Source organism: Arthrobacter sp. 001422645 (assembly GCF_059816125.1).
This window is the reverse complement of the sequence record NZ_JCBANT010000003.1, coordinates 229,556-250,489: the sequence shown is the minus strand read 5'-3', so window position 1 is coordinate 250,489 and position 20,934 is coordinate 229,556. Positions and strand designations below refer to the sequence as shown.

At 69.1% G+C, this 20,934-nt stretch carries 16 protein-coding genes; 7 read left to right on the top strand and 9 right to left on the bottom strand.

Annotation, left to right across the window (positions count from 1 at the left end; translation table 11 throughout):
• Positions 1-19: 19 nt before the first annotated feature.
• Complete coding sequence (gene argJ, locus AC6EUH_RS06215; RefSeq protein WP_499738093.1) at positions 20-1,186, bottom strand: bifunctional glutamate N-acetyltransferase/amino-acid acetyltransferase ArgJ; 1,167 nt, start codon at positions 1,184-1,186, stop codon at positions 20-22.
• Complete coding sequence (gene argC / locus AC6EUH_RS06210; RefSeq protein WP_499738092.1) at positions 1,183-2,214, bottom strand: N-acetyl-gamma-glutamyl-phosphate reductase; 1,032 nt, start codon at positions 2,212-2,214, stop codon at positions 1,183-1,185. Before argC ends, argJ begins: the two co-directional genes overlap by 4 nt.
• A 207-nt stretch (positions 2,215-2,421) precedes the next feature.
• Here argC and AC6EUH_RS06205 point away from each other — a divergent pair, with 207 nt between their 5' ends.
• The 4 genes from AC6EUH_RS06205 (at position 2,422) to AC6EUH_RS06190 (ending at position 10,243) form a co-directional block, all read left to right on the top strand.
• The gene (locus AC6EUH_RS06205; protein ID WP_056432301.1) at positions 2,422-3,513 is read left to right on the top strand and encodes a fatty acid desaturase family protein; all 1,092 of its coding nucleotides are present in this window, start codon (positions 2,422-2,424) and stop codon (positions 3,511-3,513) included.
• A gap of 206 nt (positions 3,514-3,719) precedes the next feature.
• Positions 3,720-4,685: a quinone oxidoreductase family protein gene (locus tag AC6EUH_RS06200; RefSeq protein WP_056432305.1), complete on the top strand. Its 966-nt coding sequence runs from the start codon at positions 3,720-3,722 to the stop codon at positions 4,683-4,685.
• A gap of 249 nt (positions 4,686-4,934) precedes the next feature.
• Positions 4,935-8,813: a Pls/PosA family non-ribosomal peptide synthetase gene (locus tag AC6EUH_RS06195; protein ID WP_499738111.1), complete on the top strand. Its 3,879-nt coding sequence runs from the start codon at positions 4,935-4,937 to the stop codon at positions 8,811-8,813.
• Positions 8,814-8,857: 44 nt separating this feature from the next.
• Positions 8,858-10,243: a M1 family metallopeptidase gene (locus AC6EUH_RS06190; protein ID WP_082492789.1), complete on the top strand. Its 1,386-nt coding sequence runs from the start codon at positions 8,858-8,860 to the stop codon at positions 10,241-10,243.
• 39 nt (positions 10,244-10,282) lie between these two features.
• On the opposite strand, the gene AC6EUH_RS06185 is transcribed toward AC6EUH_RS06190, so the two are convergent.
• The 3 genes from AC6EUH_RS06185 to pheS all read right to left on the bottom strand — a co-directional run bounded on the left by AC6EUH_RS06185 (position 10,283) and on the right by pheS (position 14,669).
• Complete coding sequence (locus tag AC6EUH_RS06185) at positions 10,283-10,936, bottom strand: 4'-phosphopantetheinyl transferase family protein (protein ID WP_499738091.1); 654 nt, start codon at positions 10,934-10,936, stop codon at positions 10,283-10,285.
• Positions 10,937-11,061: 125 nt separating this feature from the next.
• Positions 11,062-13,605 carry a phenylalanine--tRNA ligase subunit beta gene (pheT, locus tag AC6EUH_RS06180; RefSeq protein WP_499738090.1) on the bottom strand — a complete coding sequence of 848 codons (2,544 nt, stop codon included), beginning with the start codon at positions 13,603-13,605 and terminating at the stop codon, positions 11,062-11,064.
• Positions 13,606-13,607: 2 nt separating this feature from the next.
• Positions 13,608-14,669 (bottom strand): phenylalanine--tRNA ligase subunit alpha, encoded by a 1,062-nt coding sequence (gene pheS / locus AC6EUH_RS06175; RefSeq protein WP_499738089.1) that lies wholly within the window; start codon positions 14,667-14,669, stop codon positions 13,608-13,610.
• Positions 14,670-14,940: 271 nt separating this feature from the next.
• Here pheS and AC6EUH_RS06170 point away from each other — a divergent pair, with 271 nt between their 5' ends.
• The gene (locus AC6EUH_RS06170; protein ID WP_499738088.1) at positions 14,941-15,408 is read left to right on the top strand and encodes a hypothetical protein; all 468 of its coding nucleotides are present in this window, start codon (positions 14,941-14,943) and stop codon (positions 15,406-15,408) included.
• A 1-nt stretch (position 15,409) separates the two neighbouring features.
• The gene (locus tag AC6EUH_RS06165; protein ID WP_056432323.1) at positions 15,410-16,048 is read left to right on the top strand and encodes an SIMPL domain-containing protein; all 639 of its coding nucleotides are present in this window, start codon (positions 15,410-15,412) and stop codon (positions 16,046-16,048) included.
• Positions 16,049-16,078: 30 nt separating this feature from the next.
• Here the strand turns inward: AC6EUH_RS06165 and pcp are convergent, their stop codons facing one another.
• Positions 16,079-16,720, bottom strand: coding sequence for a pyroglutamyl-peptidase I (gene pcp, locus AC6EUH_RS06160; protein WP_499738087.1), 642 nt, complete (start codon positions 16,718-16,720; stop codon positions 16,079-16,081).
• 124 nt (positions 16,721-16,844) lie between these two features.
• On the opposite strand from pcp, the gene AC6EUH_RS06155 reads away from it, so the two are divergent.
• The gene (locus AC6EUH_RS06155) at positions 16,845-18,050 is read left to right on the top strand and encodes an Rv2578c family radical SAM protein (protein WP_499738086.1); all 1,206 of its coding nucleotides are present in this window, start codon (positions 16,845-16,847) and stop codon (positions 18,048-18,050) included.
• Here AC6EUH_RS06155 and AC6EUH_RS06150 read toward each other — a convergent pair.
• The 3 genes from AC6EUH_RS06150 to AC6EUH_RS06140 are packed head-to-tail and all read right to left on the bottom strand — an operon-like array spanning position 18,047 to position 20,879.
• Positions 18,047-19,420, bottom strand: coding sequence for an NAD(P)(+) transhydrogenase (Re/Si-specific) subunit beta (locus AC6EUH_RS06150; RefSeq protein WP_499738085.1), 1,374 nt, complete (start codon positions 19,418-19,420; stop codon positions 18,047-18,049). The genes AC6EUH_RS06155 and AC6EUH_RS06150 overlap by 4 nt on opposite strands.
• Entirely contained in the window at positions 19,417-19,734 is a 318-nt protein-coding gene (locus AC6EUH_RS06145) for an NAD(P) transhydrogenase subunit alpha part 2 (protein WP_056432805.1), read from the bottom strand. Before AC6EUH_RS06145 ends, AC6EUH_RS06150 begins: the two co-directional genes overlap by 4 nt.
• Positions 19,734-20,879 (bottom strand): Re/Si-specific NAD(P)(+) transhydrogenase subunit alpha, encoded by a 1,146-nt coding sequence (locus AC6EUH_RS06140; RefSeq protein ID WP_499738084.1) that lies wholly within the window; start codon positions 20,877-20,879, stop codon positions 19,734-19,736. The genes AC6EUH_RS06145 and AC6EUH_RS06140 overlap by 1 nt, the downstream gene beginning before the upstream one ends.
• Between the last annotated feature and the right edge of the window lie 55 nt (positions 20,880-20,934).

The window sequence follows — 20,934 nt, the reverse complement described above, 5'->3', positions numbered from 1 at the left end:
TCGTCCCTCCGGGAACTGCCTAGCTGGAGTAGGCGCTGTTTTCGTGGACGTAGTCGTGGGTGAGGTCGTTGGTCCAGATGGTGGCTTCCGCCCCGCCGGCCTGGAGGTCGATCTCGACCAGGACCTCGCGGGGTTCCAGGTCCACGAGGCCACGGTCATCGCCGATGCTGCCGTTGCGGCAGATCTGCACGCCATTCATGGACACGTTGAGCTGGTCGGGCTCGAACGCGGAGTCGGTGGTGCCGACGGCGGAGAGTACGCGGCCCCAGTTGGGGTCCTTGCCGAAGATTGCTGCTTTGAAGAGGTTGGACCGCGCGACGGCGCGGCTGACCACCTCGGCGTCCCGCTCGCTGGCGGCGTTGAAGGTGCGGATCGCGATGTCGTGGCTGGCGCCCTCGGCGTCGCCGATCAGCTTGCGCGCCAGTTCCGCGCAGACCTGGGTCAGGCCCGTGCCGAATTCGACGGCGGACGGCACTGCACCCGAGGCGCCGGAGGCGAGCAGCACCACGGTGTCGTTGGTGGACATGCAGCCGTCCGAGTCGGCCCGGTCGAAGGTGACCCGGGTGGCGTCGCGGAGCACGACGTCGAGCATTTCCGGCTGGACGTCCGCATCGGTGGTGAGGACCACCAGCATCGTGGCGAGTCCCGGGGCGAGCATGCCGGCGCCCTTGGCCATGCCGCCGATGGTGAATTCCTTGCCCTCCGCATCGGTCCCAGTGAAGACCGCCTGCTTCGAGACGGAGTCCGTGGTCATGATCGCGGTGGCGGCGTCGGATCCGCCGTCGGTGGTGAGGGCCGCAGTGGCGGCGCTGATCCCGGAAAGGATTTTGTCCATCGGAAGCTGCTCGCCGATCAGTCCGGTGGAGCAGACAAAGACGTCGGTGGCGGAGACGCCCAGCGCCTCGGCGGTATTCTCGGCAGTGGTGTGCGTGTTCTGGAACCCCTGCGGGCCGGTGCAGGCGTTGGCTCCGCCGGAGTTGAGGATCACGGCGTCGACGCGGCCGTCCTTGACCACCTCGCGGGACCAGTGCACAGGCGCTGCGGCCACCCGGTTGGAGGTGAACACTGCCGCGGCGGCTTTGGCGGGGCCGTCGTTGACCACGAGGGCGAGGTCGGGGTTGCCGGAGGCCTTTAGGCCGGCTGTGACGCCGGCGGCGCGGAATCCCTGGGGGGCGGTGATGCTCACGGTGCGACTCCCTGCAGTTCGAGGCCGGCGGTTTCCGCCAGGCCGAGGGCGATGTTCATGGACTGCACGGCCCCGCCGGCGGTCCCCTTGGTCAGGTTGTCGATGGCACACGTGACGATGACGCGGCCGGTGTGGCTGTCGAGCGCCAGCTGCATCACGGCGTGGTTGGAACCCTGCACGGACTTGGTGGAGGGCCAGCGGCCTTCCGGCAGCAGATGCACGAACGGCTCGTCGTCGTAGGCTTCGCTCCAGGCGTGGCGCAGCTCCTCCGCGGTCACGCCGGGCCGCACCTTGGCGGTCGCGGTGGTGAGGATGCCCCGGCTCATGGGGGCGAGCGTGGGGGTGAAGGAAACGGTGACCGGGGCGTTCAGGGCCTTGGACAGTCCCTGTTCGATTTCCGGTGTGTGCCGGTGCCCGCCGCCCACGCCGTAGGGACTCATGGAGCCCATAACCTCGGCACCGATCAGGTTGACCTTGGCGGCTTTGCCCGCCCCGGACGTGCCGGAGGCGGAAACGATGACGACGTCGTCCGCCTGCAGCAGGTGGTTGCTGAAGCCCGGGGTGAGGGCGAGCAGGGCCGACGTCGGGTAGCAGCCGGGGACGGCGATCCGCCTGGCGCCGCGGAGGGCCTCGCGCTGGCCGGGAAGCTCCGGCAGGCCGTACGGCCAGGTGCCGGCGTGCGGCGAGCCGTAGAACTTCTCCCAGGCGGCCGCGTCCTCCAGCCGGTGGTCGGCGCCGGCGTCGATCACTACGGTGCCGGCCGGCAGCTGCGCCGCGATGTCGGCGGAAGCGCCGTGCGGAAGGGCCAGGAACACGACGTCGTGTCCGGCCAGGTTCTCCACGGTGGTGTCTTCGAGGATGCGGCTGGCCAGACCGTGGAGATGGGGCTGCAATTCCCCTAGTCTGGAACCGGCGTTGCTGTGCGCCGTGATGGCGCCGATGGTGACGTCGGGGTGGCCGGCGAGGAGCCGCAGCACCTCGCCGCCGGCATAACCGCTTGCGCCGGACACGGCAACAGAAATAGTCATAGCCACGACTATACAGCAAGAGTATGCATAGATGCCGATATTTATGCATCAACTCCCGCGTGCCCCGGCCCTGCTGCCGCCGCCGTTCCGCGGGAATCCGGAGGGCCGTGGAATGCCGGGGCGTATGCTTGGAGAAGGGTGATCCAGACCGTGCAGTCCGAGTGTCGGATGCAGCGTTGCCCGTAACAGTCTCGAGGCACGCGTTACATGACCCTCACCACCGCAACGCCGGAGCGACCGAAATCGCGGATCCGGCAGCCCAACGCCGTCGTCCTGAGCTACTCGGAACTCCTGAAAACCGTCAAGGCCGCGGGCCTGCTCGAACGCCGCGTGGGCTTCTACATCACGGTGTTTTCGGTTCTTGTACTCCTGATGACGGCCACCTGGTTCGGCTTCGCGCTGATCGGCGACAGCTGGTTCCAGCTGCTCATCGCCGCCGCCATCGGCATCCTCTGCACCCAGCTGAGCTTCCTGGCCCACGAGGCCGGCCACCGGCAGATCTTCGCCTCCCGCCGCGCCAACGACTGGGCAGCACGGCTGCTCGCCACCTCGGTGGCAGGAATCAGCTACTCCTGGTGGGAGCAGAAGCACGGCGCGCACCACAACCACCCCAACGTCATCTCCAAGGACCCCGATATCGCCACCGGCGCCATCGCGTTCCACCCCGAAGGTGCCGCCACCCGGCAGGGACGGTTCTCCTTCCTCACCCGCAAGCAGGGCTGGTTCTTCTTCCCGCTGCTGTTCCTGGTGGGCCTGGGCCTGCAGATCGATTCGATCAAGTTCATTTTCCAGCGCGCCAAGGTGACGCACCGCTGGGTTGAAATCCCGATCCTCCTGGTCCGGCTCAGCCTCCTGCCGGTGCTCGCGTTCACCTTCCTGCCGTGGGGTATGGCGCTCGCGTTCATCGCGGTCCAGCTCGCGGTCTTCGGGTTCTACATGGGCGCTTCCTTTGCCCCGAACCACAAGGGCATGCCGGTCCTGCCGGCCGACAGCCGGGTGGACTTCTTCAGCCGCCAGGTCCTGACGTCCCGGAACATCTCCGGCGGCTTCTTCATGGACATCCTGCTCGGCGGCCTCAACCGCCAGGCCGAGCACCACCTCTTCCCGGACATGGCCCGCCCGCAGCTCGACAAGGCCGCCGTGATCGTCCGTGAGTTCTGCGCGAAGCACCAGGTTCCGTACACGGAGACCACGCTGCTGCAGTCCTACGGCATCATCGTGCGGTACCTCAACGACGTCGGCCTGTCCGCCGGACGCCACTTCGAGTGCCCGATGGCCACCGTCACCCGCCGCTACTAGGCGGCAGCGCGGCGCGGCGGGCGCGGAGACGGCCTGCCAGGGGCACGGATTTACAGTTTGACCCGAAGTGACGGCCGGATACCGGCCGTCACTTCGTCGTTGGCGCCGGTGTCCCTAGGATGGGTGCAGGAGCGGGTCCAGGACATTCAACCCGCAATTCAGCCCCGAAGATTCGCCCAGGAAATTCCGTCCAGGCAAGGAGTCATATGATGCATGCAATCGTCGCCCGCGAGGCCGGGGGCCCGGAGGTCCTCACACTGGCCCAAGTCGAGCGCCCGGTTCCGGGTCCCGGCCAGCTGCTGGTCAAGGTCGCCGCCGTCGGCGTGAACTTCATCGACACCTACAAGCGCAGCGGCAGCTACAAGGTTCCATACCCTTTCACCCCCGGTTCCGAGGCGTCGGGCACCGTGGAGGAACTCGGCCACGGCGTGACGGGGTTCTCCGCCGGCGACCGTGTGGCCACGGCCGAGGGCGTCAACTGCTATGCCGGCTACGCCCTGATCGACGAGGACAAAGCGCTGCCGGTCCCCCACGGCGTGGACGACTTCACGGCCGCTGCCCTGCCGCTGCAGGGCATCACCGCGCACTACCTGATCAATTCCTCCTTCAAGGTGGAGCCGGACCACACCGTCCTGCTGCACGCCGGAGCCGGCGGCGTCGGGTTGCTGCTGATCCAGCTGCTCAAAGCCAGGGGCGCGCGCGTGATCACCACCGTCTCCACCGATGACAAGGAGCAGTTGGCCCGCGACGCCGGCGCCGACCACGTGCTGCGCTACGACGGCTTCGCGGCCAAGGTCCGCGAGCTGACGGACGGGACCGGCGCGGATGTGGTGTACGACGGCGTCGGTAGGGACACGTTCGACGGGTCCCTAGCTGCCCTGCGCATCCGCGGCACCCTGGTGCTCTTCGGTGCCGCCTCCGGCCCAGTACCGCCCTTCGACCCGCAACGGCTCAACTCCGGCGGCTCGCTGTACCTGACCCGGCCCACGATCGGCCACTTCCTGCGCGACGCCCACGAACGCCGCTGGCGCTCCGACGAGCTCTTCGCGGCGGTCGCCGATGGCAGCCTCAAGGTGCGGGTTGGCGCCCGCTACGATCTGGCCGAGGCAGCCCGGGCCCACGATGACCTGGAGCAGCGGCGCACCACCGGCAAAGTCATCCTCGTTCCGTAGCCTTCGGTAAGGACTAATTCCGGGGGCCTGGTTGCGGGAGTCGGGACCAGGCCCCCGGAACAGATCAGGGAATCAGCGTGCCAATGCCCCGGCGGTGGCGGAGTATTAACATAAAGCGAACCCGGACACCTTCCGTTCACCTAGGCCGGAGACGATCCCCCAGTGACTGATCAGCAAGCGCAACCCAGCGACCCCCCGCATGCCCTCGCCACCGTCAGCCCGGACTTCCGCGCGCAGCTTCCGGGGTCCCTGGCTGCACCGCCGGAGCGGACGCTGGTGGACATCCTGCGGGACACCGCCGCGCGTTTCCCGGATGCCTCCGCCCTGGACGACGGCCACGAATCGCTCAGTTACGCCCAGCTGACCGCCGCGGTCCGGGCCAAGGCGAAGGAGTTGCATCTGGCCGGCCTTGGTGCCGGGGACAAGATCGGGGTCAGGATTCCGTCCGGCACCAACCTGCTCTATGTCTCGATCCTCGCCATCCTGATGGTGGGGGCGGCGTACGTCCCGGTGGACGCGGACGACCCTGAAGAGCGCGCCCGGCTGGTGTTCGGCGAGGCCCGTGTCGCCGGCATATTACGCGGCGCCGGCGAGATTGTGACGGAGGGGCAGCGGCCCCGCCCGTTTCCTGCGCCGCGGCTTCCCGGCCCGGACGACGACGCCTGGGTCATCTTCACGTCGGGTTCCACGGGGACGCCCAAAGGCGTGGCGGTGCAGCACCGTTCCTCGGCGGCCTTCGTCGATGCCGAAGCCCGAATCTTCCTGCAGAACGATCCGATCGGGCCGCAGGACCGGGTCCTGGCCGGCCTGTCGGTCGCTTTCGACGCCTCCTGCGAGGAGATGTGGCTTGCCTGGCGGCACGGCGCCTGCCTCGTCCCGGCGCCCCGAGCCTTGGTCCGGACCGGCATGGATCTTGGCCCGTGGCTGATCAGCCACGGCATCACGGTTGTGTCCACGGTGCCCACGCTGGCCGCACTCTGGCCGGTGGAGTCCCTGGAGAGCGTCCGCCTGCTGATTTTCGGCGGCGAAGCGTGTCCGCCGGAACTTGCTGAGCGGCTCGCCGTCGAAGGCCGTGAGGTGTGGAACACGTACGGACCCACCGAGGCCACCGTGGTGGCGTGCGCAGCGCCGCTGGGCGGTTCCGGTCCGATCAGGATCGGCCTGCCGCTGGACGGCTGGGACCTCGCCGTCGTGGACGTCGAATCCCGGCCCGTCGAGGAAGGCGAAGTCGGCGAACTGATCATCGGCGGCGTCGGCCTGGCCCGCTATCTGGACCCGGCGAAGGACGCCGAGAAGTATGCCCCCATGCCGTCCTTGGGCTGGACGCGGGCGTACCGCTCGGGCGACCTGGTCCGCTACGAGGCCGCGGGGCTGATCTTCCAGGGCCGCGCCGACGAACAGGTCAAGCTTGGCGGGCGCCGGATCGAGCTGGGCGAAATCGACGCCGCCCTGCAGTCGCTGCCGGATGTGGCCGGAGCGGCGGCGGCAGTGCAGACGACGGCGGCCGGCAACCAGATCCTCGTGGGTTACCTGGCCCCGGCCGGGGGCCAGGATATCGATCTGGCCGCCGCGCGGGAGCTCCTCGGCGAGAGCCTGCCGGCGCCGTTGATTCCGCTGCTGACCCTGGTCGATTCGTTGCCCACCAAGACCAGCGGGAAGGTGGACCGGCACGCGCTGCCGTGGCCCCTGGCGGGGGCCGGAGCCGCCGACACCGAAGCGGCCCCGCTGAACCTCCCCGACGACGCCGCCTGGATTGTGGAGCAGTGGAGTGCCGTGCTGGGCAGCACGGTATCCGGCCTTGATGCCGACTTCTTCGCCTACGGAGGCGGGTCCCTGGCCGCCGCGCAGCTCGTCTCCGCCCTGCGCGTGCGCTACCCCACCATCACGGTGGCTGATATTTACGCCACCCCGCGGGTCGGCGCCCTCATCGATGCAGCGCGTCAGTCGCTCCCCGAGGGCGGGCCGGGCCCGGCCCCGGAACGCACCGTCCGGCGCACGGCCCGCAGGTCGCAGGTCTTCCAGACTCTCATGGGAGTTCCGCTGCACATTCTCGTGGGCATGCGCTGGCTGACGTACCTGATGGCGGCGAACAATGTGCTCTCCTCCCTCGCCGGGTTCACGGCTGCGCCCACGGTGTCCTGGTGGTGGGTGGGCGCCTCCTGGCTGGTGTTCGTCAGTCCTGCGGGCCGGATGCTCGTTTCCATGGCCGCCGCCCGCCTCCTGCTCCGCAAAGTGGTGCCGGGGACGTACCCCCGGTCCGGCCGGGTGCACCTGCGCCTGTGGCTGGCCGAACAGATCCAGGACCTGGCCGGCGCCATCAGCCTGGCCAGTGCTCCGTGGGTGCCCTACTACGCCCGGGCCCTCGGGGCGAAAATCGGGAACGACGTCCAGCTCCACTCGCTGCCGCCCGTCACCGGCCTGCTTTCGCTCGGCAGCGGCTGCAATGTGGAGCCGGAGGTCGATCTGTCCGGCTGGTGGATCGACGGCGACATCGTCCACATCGGGGCCATCCACGTCGGCCCCGGCGCCACAGTCGGGGCACGCAGTACCCTCATGCCGGGCGCCACGATCGGCGCCGGAGCCAAGGTGGAGCCGGGCTCAGCCGTGCTGGGCAAAGTGAAGTCCGGGCAACTTGTCGCCGGGTCCCCGGCCGAGCGCCGGGGCAAGGCCAAACACTCCTGGCCGGACACGCCCCCGGCCCACCCGCTGATGGGCCGGCTCTGGTTCGCCGGCTTCGCCGCCGCGTCAGCCATCCTGGCCCTGATCCCGTATGTCTCCGCCGCCGCCGCGGCAGGGGTGGTCTTCGGCTTCATCCGGGGCAAGGAATCGCTGGGCGCCGCGCTGCCGCAGCTGCTGCTGTCCCTCCCGTTGGCCGCCCTGGTCTGGTTCCTGTCCAACCTGGTGCTGATACTCCTGACCACCCGTCTCCTCGGCGTGGGCCTGGCCGAAGGCTACTACCGGGTGCGCAGCAGGATCGGCTGGCAGGTCTGGGCGACCGAACGGGTCCTGGATCTGGCCCGCGACCTCCTCTTCCCCATTTACGCCAGCCTCTTCACGCCGGCCTGGCTGCGCCTGCTCGGGGCCAGGATCGGTAAGAACGTGGAGGCCTCAACCGTCCTGCTGATCCCCAAGATGACCACCGTCGGGGAAGGCGCCTTCCTGGCCGACGACACGATGGTGGCCTCCTACGAGCTCGACGGCGGCTGGTTGCGGATCGCCCCCGCCAAGATCGGAAAGCGCTCCTTCCTCGGCAACTCCGGCATGACCGCGGCCGGCCGCAACGTGCCCAAGAACTCCCTTGTGGCTGTGCTGTCGGCGACCCCGGCGAAATCGAAGGCGGGGACCTCGTGGCTGGGCAGCCCGCCGGTCCGGCTCCGGCGCACGGCCATCGCCTCCGACGACACGAGGACGTACCAGCCGCCCCTGAAACTCAAGATCGCCCGGGCCTTGTGGGAACTGTGCCGCTTTGTCCCCGTCGTGACGACCGTCGCGATCGCCGCCGGAGTGTTCCTCGCCTTCGATTGGCTCGCCACCGTCTTCAATTACGGCATCGCGGCGCTCCTGGGCGGAGTCGTCATCCTGCTCGCCGGCGCCGTGGCAGCGGGCAGCGCCGTCGTGGCGAAATGGCTGCTGGTGGGGCGCATCAGGCCCGGCGAACATCCGCTGTGGAGCTCCTTCATCTGGCGCAACGAGGTGGTGGATACCTTCATCGAAATGGTTAGCGCCCCGTGGTTCGCCCGCGCCGCAACCGGCACCCCGGCGCTTGTCTGGTGGCTCCGGGCACTCGGCGCCAAGATCGGCGCCGGCACGTGGTGCGAAAGCTACTGGCTGCCCGAAGCGGACCTCGTAACCCTGGGCCGGAATTCCACGGTGAACCGCGGCTGCGTGGTCCAGACCCATCTCTTCCACGACCGCGTCATGAGCATCGACACTGTTACGCTCGATGACGGGGCAACGATGGGACCGCACGGAGTCATTCTCCCGCAGGCCCGGATCGGCAACGGCGGCACAGTGGGCCCCGCGTCCCTTGTGATGCGGGGTGAAACAGTGCCCGCCGCGACGTACTGGATGGGCAATCCGGTGAGTCCTTGGAGTGGACCCGCGGTGCCTGCAGCCAAGCTGAAGTAGCCACGCCCCTGCCCGCCCGCACCTGCAATCCCGAAAGCCTGCTGATGAGTTCCAGTCCCCCACGTTCCACAGCCGCACCCGGCACCGGCAGTGGCCTGCCCACCGACGATGCGGCCGGATCCCCTGATCCCTATCTGCCGGGCCACGGCACGGATGCCTACCGTGTCACGCGCTATGAACTTGAACTGGACTACAAGCTCAGCAGCAACCGCCTGAACGGCCGCGCGGTGGTGCACGCCGTGACGGAACGCCCCACGTCCGCCATCGTCCTGGACCTCACCGGTCTCCGGGCCACCAAGATCCAGCTGAGCGGGCGGAGGGTGCGGAAGTTCAGCCAGCGCGCCGACCAGCTCGTCATCGTCCCCGAGGCAGCCCTGCTGCCGGGCGAGGACTTCACCCTCGATATCCGCTACGAGGGCAACCCCTCTCCCCGCCGCGGGCTCTGGGGCGAAGTGGGCTGGGAGGAACTCACCGATGGTGTGCTCGTGGCGGGGCAGCCGAACGGCGCACCCTCCTGGTTTCCGTGCAACGACCACCCGCAGGACAAGGCCAGCTACCGGATCTCGGTGACCACGGACGCCAACTACCGGGCAGTGTGCAACGGAATCCTGGTGTCGCACAACTCCCGGTCCAGCCGCGAAACGTGGGTGTACGAACAGTCGGAGCCGATGTCCACCTACCTCGCCACCGTCCAGATCGGCCGCTACGAACTCCTGGCGCTCAACCCTGTCCGCCCGGCAGTGCAGGTGCCCCAGTACGCGGCCGTTCCGGCCGCACTGGCAGAGGCCGCCCGCATCGGGCTGGCCAGGCAGCCGGAGATGATGCGCACCTTCATCAACTGTTTCGGCCCTTACCCTTTCTCCGAGTACACCGTTGTGGTGGCAGGGGATGAACTGGAGATCCCGCTGGAGGCGCAGAGCCTGTCGATCTTCGGCCCCAACCATCTACGGCAGGACTGGGAGTCCCAGCGGCTCATCGCGCATGAGTTGTCCCATCAGTGGTTCGGGAACTCGCTGACGGCGGCCTCGTGGAAGGACATCTGGCTGCACGAGGGCTTTGCCTGCTACGCGGAATGGCTCTGGTCCGAGGAGGCCGGCGTGATGACCGTGGCCCGCCGGGCCGCCACCGCGTGGCGGAAGCTCGGCGCCAGCAAGCAGGATCTGCTCGTGGGCGACCCCGGTCCGGAGCTGATGTTCGATGACCGGGTCTACAAACGCGGCGCCCTGGCGCTGCACGCCCTGCGCCTGCGCTGCGGTGACCTGGCCTTTTTCTCCCTGCTGCACGAGTGGGCCAGCCAGAACCGCCACGGCTCCGTTTCAACACAGCAGTTCATCCTGACCGCGGACCGGGCGACAGGCCTCGATACCGAGTCCCTGCTGCACCCGTGGCTGTACCAGGAGGCCCTGCCGCCGATGCCGACGGGCGGCTAGCAGCAGTCCTGACGGCGGGCTCCCCGCCTGCGGCGGCTCCTAGGCCATTTCAACGATGGCCAGCGCGGCGGCAAAGCCGGCGGGCAGGCCCAAGGCAACCGTGTCCAGATCAACCACGACAGTTCCGTCGGCAGGCTCCGCGAAGGCTTCAACCGAGGACGGTTCGATCCGCAGACCGGTGCCGCGGGCCTTCAGCAGGGCTTCCTTGCGCGCCCAAGCCGCTGCCCGCCAGGGCATCACCTTCACCGGCGGCAGGGCAAGGAGATGCTGCCGTTCCGCAGAGGTGAGGGCGACGTCGTCGAACCCTGGGAACATCACGCCGGAGCTGTGCTCCAGGTCAATGCCGACCGCACCGCCGACCACCACCCCGGATACGCCGGTGCTGCCGGCCGCGAGCAGGACCCAGCCGCCGCTGCGCGAAAGGCTCAGGCTGAGGCCATCGGGGGCGCCGTGCATCCGGTAGCCGGGGCGGCCGTGGTCAAGCTCCGGTCCCGTGCCGCAGTCCGGGCACGAATAGTGGGCCGTGAGCTCCCCGGGGCCCACACCGAGAATCCCGGCGACGAAGGCGCGCAGGGCGATCCTGCCGGCGAGGAAGTCCCGCCGGGCCGCCGGATGCGTGATGCCCGCGGCGCGTGTATGTTCCGCGGGATCGAGATGGATCCCGCCGTCCGGTCCGACGTCGGCAAGACGCACGGACCGGACGGTGACTCCGGATACGGTGAGGGTTCCTCCGGGCTCACGGTGCTCTCCGGGCTCCCCGTGCTCTCCGGGCTCCCCGTGCTCGCTGTGCTCGCTGTGCTCGCTGTGCTCCCCGTGCTTTAGCGTTGGACTGCTCCGAAACGCTCGTGGGCCACAGCGACGGCGCCCTCGCGGGCCGCGGATGCCTCGTCCGCGGTCAGCGTGCGGTCCGCGGCCCGGAAGCGCAGGCTGAAGGCCAGCGACTTCTTGCCGTCCTCGATGCCCTTGCCCGCGTACACATCGAAGAGTGCGACGTCTTCGAGCAGTTCTCCGGCGCCTTCGCGCAGGGCTGTGAGCACCTCTTCCGCCGGGACCTCCTGCGGCACCACGAGGGCGACGTCCTGGGTGGCCACCGGGTAGGTGGAGATGTGCCGGGCCACGATCACGTCGGCGGCCGCCTCAAAGAGGGCGTCCGCGTTGAATTCGAGGGCCACCGAACGCGCGGGCATGTCATGGGCGGCCAGCAGCTTCGGGTGCAGCTCGCCGGCATAGCCCAGGACCTCGCCGGTGCGGAGCGCCAGCTGGGCGGCCCGCCCCGGGTGGAAGGCCTGGTGCTGGCCCTGGCTGACCACAATCTCGACGCCAAGCACGTCGCCGGCGGTCCTGGCGATGTCCAGCGCGTCGGCCCAGTCCCACGCCCGGGGAGTGTGGCCCGCGGCGGCCGGCGAGTCGTGGCCGGTGAGTACCGCGGCGACGTACAGCGGCTGGTCCGGGACGCCGTCGTACAGTCCGTCCAGCACCTCGTCGCTGGGCTTGATGCCAAGCGGCGGGATCGAGGCGGTTCCCAGCGTGTCGCCCGGCAGGAACACCAGACCGGCCTCGAACAGGGCCAGGTCCCGGAAGCCGCGCGAATGGTTGCGCTTGGCGACCTCGATCAGGCCCGGCAGGATCGAGGTGCGCAGGTAGCCCTGCTCCTCGCTGATCGGGTTGGCCAGCTTGAGCGCCTTGCGGGGCGTTCCCTCCGTGGACACGCCGAACGTGTCGTTGGCGGCCTTGGAGACGAACGGGTACGCCAGGACCTCGGTGAGGCCGGAATCTGCCAGGGCCTGGACGAGGCGCCGGCGCTGCTGCTGGGTGCGGGTCAGGCCCCGGCCCGGAGGCGCCACGGGAAGGCTCGCGGGGATCTGGTCGTAGCCGACCAGCCGGGCGATCTCCTCGGAGAGGTCCTCCTTGGTTTCCAGGTCGTTGCGCCAGCTCGGGGCGGTCACGGTGTAGCCGCCGTCGTTCTTCACCACCACGGCGCCCAGGTCCTCGAGCGAGGTGACCACCTGCTCCTCGGTGAAGTCGATGCCGATCCGTTCGGACGCGAAAGCTGCGGGCAGCTCGACGGTGACGGTGCCCGGCGCCGTCCCGACGTCGGTCCCGGCCTCGTCCGCGGTGCCGCCGGCGAGTTCGACCAGGAGGTCAACGACGCGCTGGGCAGCGATGCCCGCGACGTGCCAGTCCACGCCGCGTTCGAAGCGCTTGGAGGCTTCGGACGGCAGTTTGTGGCGGCGGCGGGAGCGTCCGATGGACACCTCGTCGAAGTGGGCCGCCTCGACGAGGACGTTCGACGTCGAATCGCTGACCTCGGTGGCGGCGCCGCCCATCACGCCGGCGATGCCGATCGCGCCGGAGCCGTCGGTGATCAGGAGGTCCTCGACGTCGAGCGCACGGACTTTTTCGTCCAGCGTGGTGATCTTTTCACCCGCCACCGCACGGCGGACCACGATGTCGCCCGACAGCTTGTCCAGGTCGTAGCAGTGCGTGGGCTGCCCGAGTTCGAGCATGACGTAGTTGGAGATGTCCACCGGCAGCGAGATGGAGCGGATGCCGGCAAGCCGGAGGCGTGAAACCATCCAGAGGGGCGTGGGGCGGGTGGCATCCACGCCGCGGACGGTGCGGGCCACGAAGCGGTCGCAGCCGGGCTTGCCGTAGATCGGGGCGTCGTCGTTGAGTTTGACGGGGTAGCCGCCGGCCAGGGCAACCGGAGCCTGTACTTTCGACGCCGGGTCCGTGAAGGACGTGCCGGTGGCGTGGGCGTACTCACGGGCCACGCCGCGGATCGAGAACGCGTAGCCGCGGTCCGGGGTGACGTTGATTTCGGCGGCCTGGTCGTAGAGGCCCAGGAGCTCCATGGCGTCGGCGCCGATTTCCGGGTCCAGCCCGATCCGGGAGAGCACCAGGATGCCGTCGTGGTCTTCGCCAATGCCGAGCTCGCGCACGGAGGCGATCATGCCGGCGGACAGGTGGCCGTAGGTCTTGCGCGCCGAAATGTGGAAGTCGCCGGGCAGCACGGCGCCGGGGAGGGTGACCACCACCTTGTCGCCTTCCACGAAGTTATGGGCGCCGCAGATGATGCCCTGGACCCCCGAGGGATCAATGCCGTCGCCGGTGAGCGACTGCTGCTGCCCTTCGGGGACCACCCGGACCTGGCACCAGTTGATGGTTTTGCCGTTGGTCTGGGGTTCCTTGACGATGCTCAGGACCTGGCCCACCACGATGGGGCCTTGCAGGGTGTCCGTGGGGCGGTGGACGGCTTCTTCTTCAAAGCCGACCTTGACCAGTTCGGCCATCACGTCTTCGGCCGTTGCTCCGGCCGGTACCTGCGCGAATTCACGCAGCCAGGAAAGGGGGATACGCACGGTTAGATCTCCATCCCGAAGTGCTCGCTGAAACGTACATCGCCTTCGATCATGTCGCGCATGTCGCCGACCTCGTTGCGGAACATCAGCGTCCGCTCGATGCCCATGCCGAAGGCAAAACCTGAATAGATCTCCGGATCGATGCCCGCGGCGCGGAGCACGTTGGGGTTGACCATGCCGCAGCCGCCCCATTCGATCCAGCTGGGACCGCCCTTGGCGCCCGGGTGCCAGATGTCCAGCTCGGCGGACGGTTCCGTGAACGGGAAGTAGTTGGGACGCAGCCGGATCTGGGCCTCGTCGCCGAACATCTGGCGCGCGAAGTGCTCCAGGGTTCCGCGGAGGTCCGCCATGCTGAGCTTCTTGTCGATGGCCAGGCCCTCGAACTGGTGGAACACCGGGGTGTGCGTGGCATCGAGCTCGTCGGTGCGGAACACCTTGCCGGGGCACAGCACGTAAATGGGCAGCTCGCGTTCCAGCATGGAGCGGACCTGCACGGGCGAGGTGTGGGTGCGCATCAGCAGGTGGGCCTCGGGCGGCTCCACGAAGAAGGTGTCCTGCATTTCGCGGGCGGGGTGGTCCGGCTTGAAGTTCAGTGCGTCGAAGTTGAACCACTCCGACTCGACCTCGGGGCCTTCGGCGATCTCCCAGCCCATGCCCACGAAGATGTCCGCGACGCGCTCCTGCAGCGTGGACAGCGGGTGGCGTGCGCCGGCCCGACGGCGGCGCGGTGCCGCCGTGACGTCGACAGTCTCCTCGACCAGGATGCGCGCGTCGTTCTCGGCTTCGAGCTGGGCCGTGCGGTCGGCGAGCGCCTTGTTGACGCGCCCGCGGGAGGACCCCATGAGCTTGCCCGCGGCGGCCTTCTGGTCCTTCGGCAGCCCGCCGATTTCACGGTTGGCGAGGCTCAGCGCGGACTTCTCACCGGTGTGCGCGAGGCGGACGGCTTTGAGTTCGTCGAGCGTGGAGGCGGCGGCAATGGCGGCAATGGCCTGGTCTACGGCGGCGGTGATGGCGGCTTCATCCAGGGGATTCGGGACGCCGGCGCCCGGCAAAGTTTCAGTCATCTACTGTTCTTAGCTACGAGTCGGTTCATGCCAACGGCAACGGCCCTTCAAGGTGCAAGGACCAGCGTGTTGACAAAGGACAGGGCTCGCCAAAATCGCTCCGGCGGGCACTCCCCTTCAGTCTAGTTGAAGGCACTCAGGTGCCCGAACGTGACGGCACTCGGCGGCTCGCCTTCCCACTCCCCAGGCTTCGGCACGGCGGCGGCCCGCACTGCTTGGCATCCACGGTATTTGTGTACCCGGCGGCGGGGCGCCCGGCTAGCATGGCCTCATGACGCCGGGACAACGGCTGCGGCAGCTGGCCAACGTACTGAATGCAACAACTCCACTGGGGTTGCTGCTGGCCGGCTGTGCGCGCACCCCGGTCCGCCGGGGGCCCCGGGGACTGCTGATTGCCACCGGCTACCGCTGGCGGCTCCCCTTCGCCGGCGCCTTTACGGTCGGCAATGTGGTGCTCTTCCGCGCCGGGCCGGAGGAAGCCCTGGCCAACACCGTGTTGCTGGGGCACGAGGAGCGCCACTGCACCCAGTACGCCTGGTGCCTGGGCCTTCCCTTCCTGCCGCTGTATTTCCTCGCGGCGGGCTGGTCCCTGGCCCGCACCGGCAACCCCGGCTCCCGTAATTTCTTCGAACGTCGCGCCGGGCTGCGGGCCGGCGGCTACCCGGAGCCGGGCGCCCGGGTCCAGGCGGCAACCGCCGGCAGGACGGGCCCGGCGGCCCCCGAACGGAACGAGACATAACATGACAGAGAACCCCAGGACCATCTCGGTCACCGGATCCGGCAGCGCGGAAGCCGCGCCGGACCTGCTGACCCTCTCGATCGGCGTCGAGTGCCGCCGGGACGACGTCGGCACGGCGTACGGCGATGCCGGCCGCTCCGCCGCCGCCATCACCGCGGCGCTCCGCGGACACGGCGTGGCGGACCCGGACATCACGACGTCGGGCCTCAACGTCCGCGCGGAGGTGAACTGGCAGGAGGGCCGGGGCCAGGTGGTCTCGGGCTACCTGGCGTCCAGCATGCTCAGTGTCCGGATCACGGACCTGCGAACAGCATCGGCAGTCATCGCGGCCGCGGTCGCGGCTGGCGGCAACGATGTCCGGCTCAACGGGCTGGAACTCGGATTCGCCGATCCCGCCGCGGTCACCGCCCGGGCCCGCGAAGCCGCGTGGCAGGATGCCCTCACCACGGCCGGGCACTTCGCATCCCTCGCCGGAGCTTCACTGGGCAAGGTGGTGTCGATCGAGCAGCAGTCCGGCCACCCGGCGCCGATCCCCGTGGCGAAGATGCAGCGGGCCGTCGCGGTGGAATCGCTTACCGTGGAGGCAGGCGAGTCCAGCGTGAGCTCCACGGTCGGCGTTGTGTGGGAGTTGCTCGGCTGAGCCGGCGTGCGCGGGCAGGATTTGGCCCGGCTAGTGCGTCGCCCCGGCGGCGATCTTGAGGTCCGCTGTGGTCGCCAGGGTGGTGCGGACAACGACGGCGAGCGCCTCCGTCAGCTGCTCCAACGGTAGGGACGGATCCGTGCTCCCCGGCGGCAGCTGGCCCGGCTCGTAGGGAACATGGACAAAGCCTCCCCGGGTTCCGGGTCTGTGCCGCAGGGTGTGCATCAGCCCGTAGAAGACGTGATTGCAAACGTAGGTGCCCGCGGTCTGGGAAACCTCGGCCGGGATCCCCGAGGCCAGCAGGGCCGCGAGCGCCGCCTTCACCGGAAGGGTGCTGAAATAAGCTGCCGGTCCCCCGACGACGACGGGCCGGTCCACGGGTGACTGGCCGGCGTTGTCCGGAATCCGTGCGTCGTCGCAGTTGATCGCGATCCGTTCCAGCGAGATCCGGGGCCGCCCGCCGGCCTGGCCCGCGCAGACCACAAGCTCCGGGCGGTACTGCTCCAGCGCTGCCTCCAGTACGCGGATCGCGTCCCCAAAGACGCAGGGAAGCTCCGCGGCCTGCGCGTCGAGCCCTTCGGCCCGGAGCAGGGCCGCGGCCTCCCGCGCGGCGGACCACGACGGGTTGGTGCTCTCGCCGCCGAACGGCTCGAATCCTGTGAGGAGAATCATCGCCCCAGCCTAGCAATGCAGCCCGACACCGTCTCCGGCCCTCCAGGCCGCGGCAGCGTCGGGGTGAGGTCCAGATACGGCGCGGGGCCTTGACTTATATTCGAACATACATTCGAATAGAGCCATGAGATGGGACGCACAAGCACTGAAGCCGGCGCCCGAAGCCGGGGCCGCACGATCCGGGTCTCCCGGCGCGGCTGAAGACACCGCCCCCAGTGCCGGCGACGGGTCCCGCTCCGCTCCGGCCACCAATGCGCTGCTGCCCTTGATCGGTCTGGTGCGCTCCGTTTCCACCCCCGAGTTTGCCGGGGTCACTTTTCATGAGGTCACTGCCAAATCGGTGCTCAACAAAGTGGTCACCGGTTCGCGGATGCCGTTCGAGTGGACCATCAACCCTTACCGCGGCTGCAGTCACGCCTGTGTCTACTGCTTCGCCCGGAAGAGCCACACCTACCTCGACTTCGACGCCGGGCTGGACTTTGACAGCCAGGTGGTGGTGAAGATCAACGCCGCCGAGGTCCTGCGTCGGGAACTGGCCAAACCTTCCTGGGGGCGGCAGCACGTGGCCCTGGGCACCAACACGGATCCCTACCAGCGGGCCGAGGGCCGCTACCGGCTGATGCCGGGCATCATCGGGGCGCTGGCCGATTCCGGCACCCCCCTGTCGATCCTGACCAAGGGCACCCTGCTGGCCCGGGACATTCCGCTCCTGAAGCATGCCGCAGCCCAGGTGCCCGTCGGCGTGGGCATCTCGCTGGCGATGACCGACGAGCGCCTCTCCGAAGCCGTGGAGCCCGGCACGCCCGGTCCGCGGGCACGCCTGAAACTGGTCACGCGGCTGCGGGAAGCCGGGCTGCCCTGCGGAGTCATGGCCATGCCTATCCTGCCGTGGCTCTCGGACAGCGACGAGGCCCTCGATTCCCTGTTCGGTTCCCTGGCCGCGGCGGGGGCGACCGGCGTGACGGCGGGCGCCCTCTACCTCAAACCGGGAACGCGGGAATGGTTTATGCAATGGATTGCCAGGGAACATCCCCGGCTCGCCGGGAAGTACCGGCGGCTGTACGGGACGGGGTCCTACGCCTCCAAGGAGTACCGGGACTGGCTCTCGGGCCGCATCCGGTACTTCAAGGCATTGCACGGGTTCTCCGGCTCGCACGGTTTCAGCCACCGCGACGTCGACGGCGATCCCGCCAGTAACGCTTCCGGCAGCGTCGATCCCAGGGACGAAGAGGCCCAGTACCCGGCCGGCAGCATCCCCGGTCCGGCCGCTCTCGCCGGCGCCCGGCACGGGAGCCACGCCGCGGAGGCGGCGCAGCCCACCCTGTTCTAAAGGGCCTTCACTGCGCCCAGAACCCGGGTGAGTGAGTCCTTCGCGTCACCGAAGAGGAGCGTGGTCTTGGGATCAAACAGCAGCTCGTTCTCGATCCCGGCGAAACCCGGCCGCATGGAGCGTTTGAGGAACACCACCTGCCCCGCCTGTGCCACCTCCAGGATCGGCATCCCGTAGATGGGGGCACCGGGCGTGGACTTGGCCGCCGGATTGACAACATCGTTGGCGCCCACGACGAGCGCAATGTCGGTGTTCGGGAACTCCGGGTTGGCTTCCTCAAGTTCCTTCAGCGCCTCATAGGGTACATTCGCTTCCGCGAGGAGCACGTTCATGTGGCCCGGCATCCGGCCGGCCACCGGGTGGATGGCAAAGACCACCTCCACGCCGCGGGCCGCCAGCGCCGTGGCGAGCTCCGCGACTGTGTGCTGGCCCTGAGCGACGGCGAGCCCGTATCCGGGGACAATGACCACCCTTTGCGCATAGCCGAGCTGGACTGCGACGTCCTCGGGAGAGGCGGAACGGACCGGCCGGTCGCTCTGCGCAGTTGATCCCGCCGTCGAGCCGCCCCGGAAGGCGCCGAACATGATGCCCGTGACGCCGCGGCCCATCGCGGACGCCATCACCTTGGTCAGGATGGTGCCGCTGGCCCCGACCAGCGTGCCGGCAACCAGCAGCAGCACATTGCCCAGCACAATGCCGGAGGCCGCGACCGCCAGGCCGGTGAAGGCGTTCAGCAACGAGATCACGATTGGCACGTCGGCCCCGCCGACGGGCAGCACCAGCAGGAGTCCTGCCGCGAGGCCAAGCACCAGCAGCGCCACGGCCCAGCCGGTTGAACCCGTGGCAACGACGAAGCCCGCGGCGGTGACGGCGCCGAACACCACGGCGCCCATCACCACCGGCATTCCGGGGAACAGCAGGGGGCGGGTGCTGATCAGCTCCTGCAGCTTGCCCACCGTCACGGCCGAGCCGGCGAAGGACACCGCGCCGACCAGCATCGTGAAGACCACGGCCAGCCGTACCCAGGGGTTCTCGCTGTGGCCCAGTTCCAGTACCGCCACCAGGGCAGCCGCGCCGCCGCCGACGCCGTTGAAGAGGGCCACCAGCTGTGGCATCTGGGTCATGTGCACCCGGCGGGCCACCGGGACGGCCAGGGCGGAGCCGACTGCGATTGCGCCGAGGATCAGCGGGATGTTCTCCAGTTTCGCGGACAGGAACACCGTGACCACGGCGACGAGGGCGCCGGCCGCACCGATGGCGTTGCCCCGCCGGGCGGTCCGCGGAGAGCTCAGGCCTTTTAGCGCGAGGATGAAGCAGACTGCGGCCACCAGGTAGAAGAGCGAAGTCCACCCCGGGCCGAGGACGCTCACGCGCCGTCCTCCCCCGCGCCGGCACGGGGCCGGGCAGGTTTCCGGCCGCCAAACATCTCCAGCATCCGGTCCGTGACGACGAATCCGCCGACCAGGTTGGCGGTCGCCAGGACCACGGCGATGAGGGCGATGGTCAGCAGCCACGGGTCACTGGCCTGGCCGGCCACGATGATGGCGCCCACCAGGATGATGCCGTGGATGGCGTTGGCGCCGGACATCAGCGGCGTGTGCAGCTTGCTGGTCACCTTGGAGACCACCTCGAACCCGACAAACACGGAGAGCACCACCACCGTCAGCAGCGTGATCGGATCCATCATGGCAGGGCCTCCAGTGCCTCGGCGGTGGCGGCATGGACGACGCATCCGCCGTGGGTCAGGCAGGCACCCGCAATGACGTCGTCATCGAAGTCCGGGACAACCTTGCCGTCGGCGGTCATCAGTGCCAGCAGGTTCGCGACGTTTTTGGCAAAGAGCCGGGAGGCATCAGAGGGCATCGCCGAGGCGGCGTCCTGCAGGCCCACCAAGGTCACGGAACCGCCTTCCACCGGGATCTGGAGATCCCGCCCCGCGATGACTCCCTCGACGTTTCCGCCGGATTCCGCGGCGAGGTCGACAACGACCGACCCGGGCCGCATCCCGGCGACCATCTCCGCGGTCACCAGCAACGGGGCGGCGCGGCCGGGGACGGCCGCCGTCGTGATGAGGACATCCGCCGCCGCGACGTGCGGGGCCAGCAGGGCGCGCTGGCGTTTGGCCCGGTCCTGGCCGAGCTCACGGGCGTAGCCGCCGGCGGCGTCCGCCGTTCTGGTGTCAAGGTCCAGATGGATGAATGTGCCGCCCATCGAGGCGACCTCGTCGGCGGATGCTGCCCTGATGTCGTTGGCGGAGACCCGCGCTCCCAGGCGTTTCGCCGTGCCGATCGCTTGAAGCCCGGCGACGCCGGCCCCCAGCACCAGCACCCGGGCGGGCGGGATGGTGCCGGCGGCCGTCATGTAGAGCGGGAAAAACCTCGGGTAGCGCAGCGCAGCCTCCAGGACGGCACGGTAGCCAGAGACCAGCGACTGGGAACTGAGCGCGTCCATGGACTGGGCCCGGGAGATCCGGGGTACGAGTTCCAGCGCGAACGAGGTCACACCGGCGGCGGCGAGGGCGCCCACACTGGGCAGTTCCGACGCCGGAGAGGCGAATCCGATCGTGACGGTGCCGGGCCTGAGTCGCGCGGCGGCCTCCGGTTCGAGCGGCCGGACGTGCAGCAGGACATCTAGTGTTTCGGCGGGCAGCTCAGCAACGATAGACGCTCCGGCCGCCGCGAAGGCGGCGTCCCCGTACCCGGCGGCTGCGCCGGCGTTGCTCTGAACAGCCACGTCCAGCCCCAGTGCCGTGAGTTGCTGCACCGTCTCAGGCGTGGCAGCGACCCTTCGCTCCCCTGCGCGCTGTTCCCGCCTGACACCGACCTGCACGGGTTGCTCCTCTCGATTCGCTTCAGCGTAGTCACATGCTTCACGCTTTGGCGAG

Excerpts from the sequence above, each read along its gene's own strand:
- argC (WP_499738092.1), bottom strand. The coding sequence starts at position 2,214 with ATGACTATTTCTGTTGCCGTGTCCGGCGCAAGCGGTTATGCCGGCGGC.
- AC6EUH_RS06205 (WP_056432301.1), top strand. The coding sequence starts at position 2,422 with ATGACCCTCACCACCGCAACGCCGGAGCGACCGAAATCGCGGATCCGG.
- AC6EUH_RS06200 (WP_056432305.1), top strand. The coding sequence starts at position 3,720 with ATGATGCATGCAATCGTCGCCCGCGAGGCCGGGGGCCCGGAGGTCCTC.
- AC6EUH_RS06190 (WP_082492789.1), top strand. The coding sequence starts at position 8,858 with ATGAGTTCCAGTCCCCCACGTTCCACAGCCGCACCCGGCACCGGCAGT.
- pheS (WP_499738089.1), bottom strand. The coding sequence starts at position 14,669 with ATGACTGAAACTTTGCCGGGCGCCGGCGTCCCGAATCCCCTGGATGAA.
- AC6EUH_RS06170 (WP_499738088.1), top strand. The coding sequence starts at position 14,941 with ATGACGCCGGGACAACGGCTGCGGCAGCTGGCCAACGTACTGAATGCA.
- AC6EUH_RS06165 (WP_056432323.1), top strand. The coding sequence starts at position 15,410 with ATGACAGAGAACCCCAGGACCATCTCGGTCACCGGATCCGGCAGCGCG.
- pcp (WP_499738087.1), bottom strand. The coding sequence starts at position 16,720 with ATGATTCTCCTCACAGGATTCGAGCCGTTCGGCGGCGAGAGCACCAAC.
- AC6EUH_RS06155 (WP_499738086.1), top strand. The coding sequence starts at position 16,845 with ATGAGATGGGACGCACAAGCACTGAAGCCGGCGCCCGAAGCCGGGGCC.
- AC6EUH_RS06145 (WP_056432805.1), bottom strand. The coding sequence starts at position 19,734 with ATGGATCCGATCACGCTGCTGACGGTGGTGGTGCTCTCCGTGTTTGTC.